Raw genomic sequence first — 6,558 nt, 5'->3', positions numbered from 1 at the left:
AGGATAATATACTATGAATCAGAGGAATATTAGGTTTTTAAGGGGGGACTAAATAGAAGAATTATAACTTCAATATATATAGTGTGTGGCTAACTATTTTGAAAAACCTCAGTTAATTTACCGATGTCTGTATCCCTTTTAAAATAGATGTGGTTTATAAAATCCTCATCGTATAGTAGAATGTCTGCATTGTCTGGCATAAAGGTTCTTACCCAAAGGGCAAAAGAGCAACAAAATTCTACAGAGTCAGTTTCAATGCACACACAATTCAACGTGTTGTCAAGCATACCATCTATAAAATGGTTATCTTCTTTTATTGTCCATTCATAGCAATAATGTCTTTTTATATCAGTTATCTCATTCAGTTCAATTACATTATATTTTTCTTGCAATTCTAAAATAAATTCTTGTTTATTTATTTTCCATTCAGCCTTTTTTTGAGGCGATACCAATGCTTTCATATTTCGTTGTATATTCTTATTTCGTATTTTCCTCTAATGCAAACTTCTCCTTCAATACCTTTTTATTTTTCAGAATCTATGATTATTTTCAATCCTTCTAAATGGGTTTCATTAGCAAAAAAACTTTTAAATTGTATGTTGTTAGACAAAAGTTTACAGCTGCAAATATAGTTATAAATACTCATATTCCCAACGCATCAAAGGAAAATAAGTCTGTTTAAAGAGGACGTAAATTGTAGAGAAGAAAATTATAATTATATTCCACCAAATTTATAATAACAAAATAAAAAATTATAATTATAAATTTTTATTTTGTTATTATATTTTTTTAAGCTGTATGTTGTTAGCCAAAAGTTCATATTTTTGTTCAATTACCAATAAAGATGTATATTTGCACAATGGTAATGAAAAAGAACGTTATGGAAAGACTTCAAAGAATTCTTACGGCAATTTCAGAAACAAGCGACTGTAAATTGTTGAGAAGAGAACATCCTATAAATATAGAAGTAGGATTTAAATTACCTGATGATTTGAGATATTATTTTGAGAATTATAAATCGATTACGTTTTGGGAAAAATCAAATTATTCTGTGAAAATAGTCGGAATAGAAGGTTTTAAAAAAGCAAACCCAATTATAATAGGAGAAGATGTTCCTGATGATATTAGTAATAACTGGTTTATTATCTCAGATGATAATCCACAATTCATAACAATAGATTTATTTAAAGAACGTTTAGGAAAATGTTATGATAGCTTTTGGGATAGGCATGGAGTTGTAGGAGAACAGCCAATTATTGCAAATTCATTTACAGAACTATTAGAACAATTATATCAAAGCAAAGGCGATTATTTTTATTGGTTACAAGAAGACTTTGAAAATATGGGAGATGCATACGATTGTCTCGTGTAAGATGTACAGAGTAAATGAGAAAACGAATAGCCAATATATTTCTAATAAATAATATTTGGCCTTAACTGCACAATAAAATATAAATTTATATGAAAGCAAAACTAAAAGTAATAGACAGTTGGGAGTTTGAAGATATACAGTTATCTAGAACTTCCTTTAAATATAGTCCAACCGGTGGTAAAGAAATGGTGATACGTGGTGAGAACGAAATAGTATTTTCTATTTATCATTCAGAGAAAAAACAAGATGGAATACTATGGATAAAGGGCAAAAACGTCCGCTTTTTCCCTACTCCAGAAGCCAAAGAACAACAGGATATTTGGAAGATACCTGTACTTTTATCCTGCGATAAAGGAATATTGCTGCTTTGTGGTGCTAGTAATACATTATGGTTATTACAAACTCAGGAAAGTGAATGGTTACCTATTTCAATTGAAGAGTGGACGCTCAGAGGAATACCTATGAAAGTGGCTGTTACAGGAATAAATGATACTTTTCCAATAGTATGTAGGGTTGATTCTATGTTAGAAGCTACCAATTCTTTTGCTATACTTTCTGTTGATTTTGATAAGAAAACTGCCCGTTGGACTCATAACGGCTCGTGTATATATAACAAAGAAAAAATTCGTCAGCAACATCTTGATGCTGTAAAAAAGGTAAATGGAAATTTTGCTTTAGCCGATTATAATTATAATTATCCTTTGATAGGTTCAATCTATGAACAAAATGAGAAGTTGTATGCCTTTCTGGAAAGCAGTACAATAAACCCAGCAGGATTAAGTATGATGGGATATTACTCTTATGTAGAAATAAGCAAAGATGGATTGATTAAAAGAAAATTATGGGGTAAAGATAACTTAAATCAATTACCAGGAAAGCATGGAGTAAGGGGCAAGTTTTCAGCAGAACAGAATTACTTGATTATTTCACCTATATTCAAGAATGATGAATGGAAAGGAAAACCTAAACTGTTACGTCTTTCAGACTGTACACTAATAGATGTTGTTATGCCAAGAGGTTATACTTCCTTCCGTATATTGGATATATGGGGCAACAAGATGTTTATTAGCGACGATCAGACAAAGCTAAATCTTTGCGAAATTATATTTGAATAAGCGCCAAATTATAGAAGAAGTAGTCGCAAATTATAATGAATAATATATAGTGAAATGGATTTTTATTTTGTTCATTTCTTAGATTTCATTACTTTTGTATAACATTGAACAGTTATGAAATAAACAAAATGGAAGAAATAAAAGCCTTCAAGTATCTTTATTCAGATGTTTTAAAAGAACATTCAAATATTTTTGATAGAACTCCAATAGCTATTACTTGGTCTTTCAAAGGTAAAACGTATAAAAGAGAAAATATAACAGACAGATTAATAGCCGATTATTCTAAAAGTTATAATGCTATTGCTATTGTAGAAGCTCCTTATTCAAAGGCATTTAATAATGTGTATATCGTAAATGCAGAAAACAAATTAATGATTAACGATTTTAAAAAACTACTCTTTAATAATATAACAAATGGCATTTCTAATTTGTGTTTTGTAGAAGGAGTTGTTTGCGAAGGCTCAACATTCTTGTTTCATTTAATTATACGTAATACCGATTTTTCTATTTCCTTTGATTTAGCAACAAGGACTTTTGGGACATTAACTGAAAGTCGGTGATTATTTAAATGCTCATTATTTGCGCCATATACCTTTTATATAAAGGGGTAAAGAAAGAATATACAAGGATATAGAAATGTTTTAAAGATAGAATTTACAACTGTCTAAATTTGTATAAATCAACAAAAAGCATTAGATTTGCGTTTTAAGAATGACTAAATGGTTTATAACCGAGTATTTGAATTTAATAGAATAATAAATCATCCAAAACATTTTTTATGGGAAAAAGTTTATCCTTGCTCCTTGTACAAGGGGCGATGCTGACGGCAACTTCTGTTTTTGGGCAGACTGCTACTGAACAATCGTTTATTCGAGAACATTCATTGCAACAACGCACGCAAAGATTTGGAGCGACATTACAAAGTAGTGAGACGATAAAAAAGTCGGCTACAACATTTGTCAAAAGAACACACAAGAGTGTTAACAGTATTGCACGAAAGACTCCTCAACCTGTTTACGAACCAGGCTGGAGTGTTGATTTCAATACTGCTGACCAATGGGACCAGTTTATAACCATAGATGCAAATGGCGACAAAAATGCCGATGAGAGTAAGAAAAATGGTATTTGGAGCTTATTGCTCAATGATGGCAACGGCATGGCTATGTATTATTACAACGCCAAGAATACAGCTGACGACTGGTTGATTTCGCCAGGAATCAATCTGAAAGGTGGAAAAACCTATTATGTAAACTTCAAACTCCGCTGCGTTCAGGCCACTTATCCTGAACGAATAGAAGTGAAGTATGGTAACGCTGCAACTGTAGAGGCTATGACAGGAGAGATTCTTGCTCCAACGGAACTGAATAATACTACCTTTCAAAGCTATACACAGGTATTGAAACCAACAACAGATGGTGTTTACCATATTGGATTTCATGCAATCAGCGATGCATTCCGCATTGCTTTATATGTTGATGATGTATCAGTGGTGGCAGCTCCAGAGGCTGATTCGCCAAGCAAAGTAACTAATGTAACGATAATACCAGATGCTTCGGCAGCACTCAAGGCTACTGTAAGTTTTAATGCGCCCAGTACTGCTTACGATGGAAGTGCATTGACATCGCTGAATGGTATTCGTGTATTGCTGAATGGTACACAGGTAAAAGATATAAAGAATCTGCAACCTGGCGAACAGCATACATTTATAGTTGATAATATTTCGCAAGAGGGTTTGAATGCCTTTACTTTCCTTCCTTACAATGAGAAAGGTGATGGCGAATCGTATGTTGTTTCGGCTTATATAGGACTTGATGTGCCATCGGCTCCTACAAATGTAATGCTCTCTGACGACCCAAATAATATTATTCTTTCGTGGGACGCAGCAACGCCTGCTCATAATGGTGCATTCTTCCCAAATAAGATTACTTATCGTATTCATACTGTAAGCTACAACAATTGGGGACAACCACAATTGGCTGACGAAATGGATGTAGTAACTGATGGCAAAACACAATATGCTTTAGGTTTCGGTGCCGATGAAGGTAATCCGCGCCAACTTGAATTGGCTGTTACTGCAGAGAACGAGAAAGGACGTAGCGAGAAAGGAAACATATCAAACACACTTCTCTTGGGTAAACCCGACCGCACTCCGTATCACGAAAGCTTCGTTAATGGAAAAGAAGAGAAGGTTCTTCTTCCTTTTGCTGAAGGACAGGGAGTAACATTCCAAATGGCTGGAGCTGGCAGAACTGTCGACGAATCATCTGATGATGATGGTGGAAGTCTTTATCTTCAAACTCTTATGAAGGACTCTGTTGGTGTCAATACTTTTAAGATTTCGTTGGCAGGAACACAGCACCCTGTATTGGCTTTCAAGCTAAAGAATTCTACATCTACTGGAACATTCTATGTATATGCTACTGTTCCAGGCAAAGGAATTGTATATTTGAACAAAGAACAATTGGTAGTAGGAGAGAACAAGTGGATTACACGCAAGTACGACCTTTCTCAGTTTATCGGCGAACGCTACATTCAGTTGGGCTTTGCACTTGCCGACAAGTCGAATGATAATAGCACGAAGGTGATGTTTATTGACAATATCCACGTAGGCGACTTGGCAGACAAAGACCTTGCTATTGCTGTATCTGCCAATAAAGAGGCTATGCGTTCGGAAACAACAAACGTACGCGTAAAGGTTAGCAATGTTGGCGACAAGCAAGTAGATAGTTACAAACTTGTCCTTACTGTCGATGGAAAGAAGATAAGCGAACAACAAGTGAACGAGCCTTTAGCTTCGCTTGAGGTGAATAATTTTGAATTGCCTTATAAGGTTGAAAGCTTAGAGGCTAAGGATATGTTGGAAATAGTAGTAACCGTAGTTGCAGACGGCGATACTAATACCAAGAACAATTCAGCAAAAACAAACATTTCGGTAAGCTCGCCCGATTTGTCGCCTGTACAAAATCTTTCAGGAACGAAAGTTGGAAACGATGTGAAACTCGCTTGGGAAAAACCATCTCCATTGATGGCACGAACTGATGACTTCGAATCTTATGCTGCATGGTCGATATCGGGAATTGGAAATTGGACTCTTGTTGATGGTGATGAAGCGACAACAGCTGGCGATTTCCTTTACGATTCGAATGGTGCTGAAATTCCTTATACACACGAAGGTGCCCCATTTGCATTCATCGTATTCAATCCTCAAGACTATAGCGGACGCAATTTATCTGCTGGGGGATTGCATCAATTCGATGCTCACAGCGGCATTCAGTCGTTGGCGTCTGTACATGGAACGCAGATGAATATTTACACTTTCGACCAGGAACCAGCTGCCAATAACGACTGGATAATTAGTCCTGCGCTTCCTGGCGATGCTCAGAATATTTCGTTCTATGCCAACAACGTAGTGGCAACCAACCAGATGACGGGTCAAAAGGTTGATTTGAAGCAGACTGTGCAAATCCTTTACTCAACGTTAGATACCGATACAACCCATTTCCAAGTGCTTAAGGCTATTGAAATTGCAGGTGGAAAATGGCAGAAAGTTGAAGCCGAACTCCCAGAAGGTACCAAGCATTTTGCTATTAGAAACATTACATCTCCAGAAACGGCATATATCCTGCTTATCGACGATATAACTTATCATGTTGGTGGTGGTAGTGCCGAGAAATATAATATATATCGCGATGGTACACTTCTTGCATCAACTACCGACTGCAATTATATTGATACGAATGCACCTGAAGGTAATCATACCTACCAAGTAACAGCAGTTTATGAAGGCGGTATCGAGTCTGCTCCGATAACTATTTCTGTTGTAGTTACAGGAATTAAGCATCTATCGGCTACAGAAGTCCGCTACGATGTTTACACACTCGATGGTATTTGCGTGAAGTATCAGTCTGAATCGCTCGAAGGACTGAAAGCTGGTGTGTATATCATCAATGGTAAAAAGACTATGATAAAGTAGAGTGAGTCCCCTGTGGCCCTCATTTATCAGTGGTTTATTAGAGAATAAAAGAGGGTGTGTCAAAATTGATACATCCTCTTTTTTATGCACAAAGCTCC

The 6,558-nt window shown here is 35.7% G+C and carries 5 protein-coding genes; 4 read left to right on the top strand and 1 reads right to left on the bottom strand.

The genetic code is table 11. From position 1 onward, the window contains the following. Window positions 1-89: 89 nt before the first annotated feature. Complete coding sequence (locus HXN26_RS10690) at window positions 90-461, bottom strand: hypothetical protein (RefSeq protein WP_273161229.1); 372 nt, start codon at window positions 459-461, stop codon at window positions 90-92. Between the two features lie 419 nt (window positions 462-880). Between HXN26_RS10690 and HXN26_RS10685 the strand changes: the two genes are divergently transcribed. From HXN26_RS10685 to HXN26_RS10670, 4 genes are all read left to right on the top strand, one after another. Then, window positions 881-1,372 (top strand): SMI1/KNR4 family protein, encoded by a 492-nt coding sequence (locus tag HXN26_RS10685; protein WP_273161228.1) that lies wholly within the window; start codon window positions 881-883, stop codon window positions 1,370-1,372. A gap of 89 nt (window positions 1,373-1,461) precedes the next feature. Further along, complete coding sequence (locus HXN26_RS10680; protein ID WP_273161226.1) at window positions 1,462-2,487, top strand: hypothetical protein; 1,026 nt, start codon at window positions 1,462-1,464, stop codon at window positions 2,485-2,487. Window positions 2,488-2,615: 128 nt separating this feature from the next. Next, window positions 2,616-3,047: a hypothetical protein gene (locus HXN26_RS10675; RefSeq protein ID WP_273161224.1), complete on the top strand. Its 432-nt coding sequence runs from the start codon at window positions 2,616-2,618 to the stop codon at window positions 3,045-3,047. 218 nt (window positions 3,048-3,265) lie between these two features. Beyond that, window positions 3,266-6,460 carry a choice-of-anchor J domain-containing protein gene (locus HXN26_RS10670; RefSeq protein WP_273161222.1) on the top strand — a complete coding sequence of 1,065 codons (3,195 nt, stop codon included), beginning with the start codon at window positions 3,266-3,268 and terminating at the stop codon, window positions 6,458-6,460. Window positions 6,461-6,558 lie beyond the last annotated feature (98 nt).

This window comes from Prevotella aurantiaca (genome assembly GCF_015262605.1).
GTDB lineage: Bacteria > Bacteroidota > Bacteroidia > Bacteroidales > Bacteroidaceae > Prevotella > Prevotella aurantiaca.
This window is presented reverse-complemented; position numbering and strand designations above follow the sequence as displayed.

Bases quoted from the DNA above. Each gene is read 5' to 3' on its own strand.
- HXN26_RS10675 (WP_273161224.1), top strand. From the start codon at position 2,616: ATGGAAGAAATAAAAGCCTTCAAGTATCTTTATTCAGATGTTTTAAAA.
- HXN26_RS10685 (WP_273161228.1), top strand. From the start codon at position 881: ATGGAAAGACTTCAAAGAATTCTTACGGCAATTTCAGAAACAAGCGAC.
- HXN26_RS10680 (WP_273161226.1), top strand. From the start codon at position 1,462: ATGAAAGCAAAACTAAAAGTAATAGACAGTTGGGAGTTTGAAGATATA.
- HXN26_RS10670 (WP_273161222.1), top strand. From the start codon at position 3,266: ATGGGAAAAAGTTTATCCTTGCTCCTTGTACAAGGGGCGATGCTGACG.
- HXN26_RS10690 (WP_273161229.1), bottom strand. From the start codon at position 461: ATGAAAGCATTGGTATCGCCTCAAAAAAAGGCTGAATGGAAAATAAAT.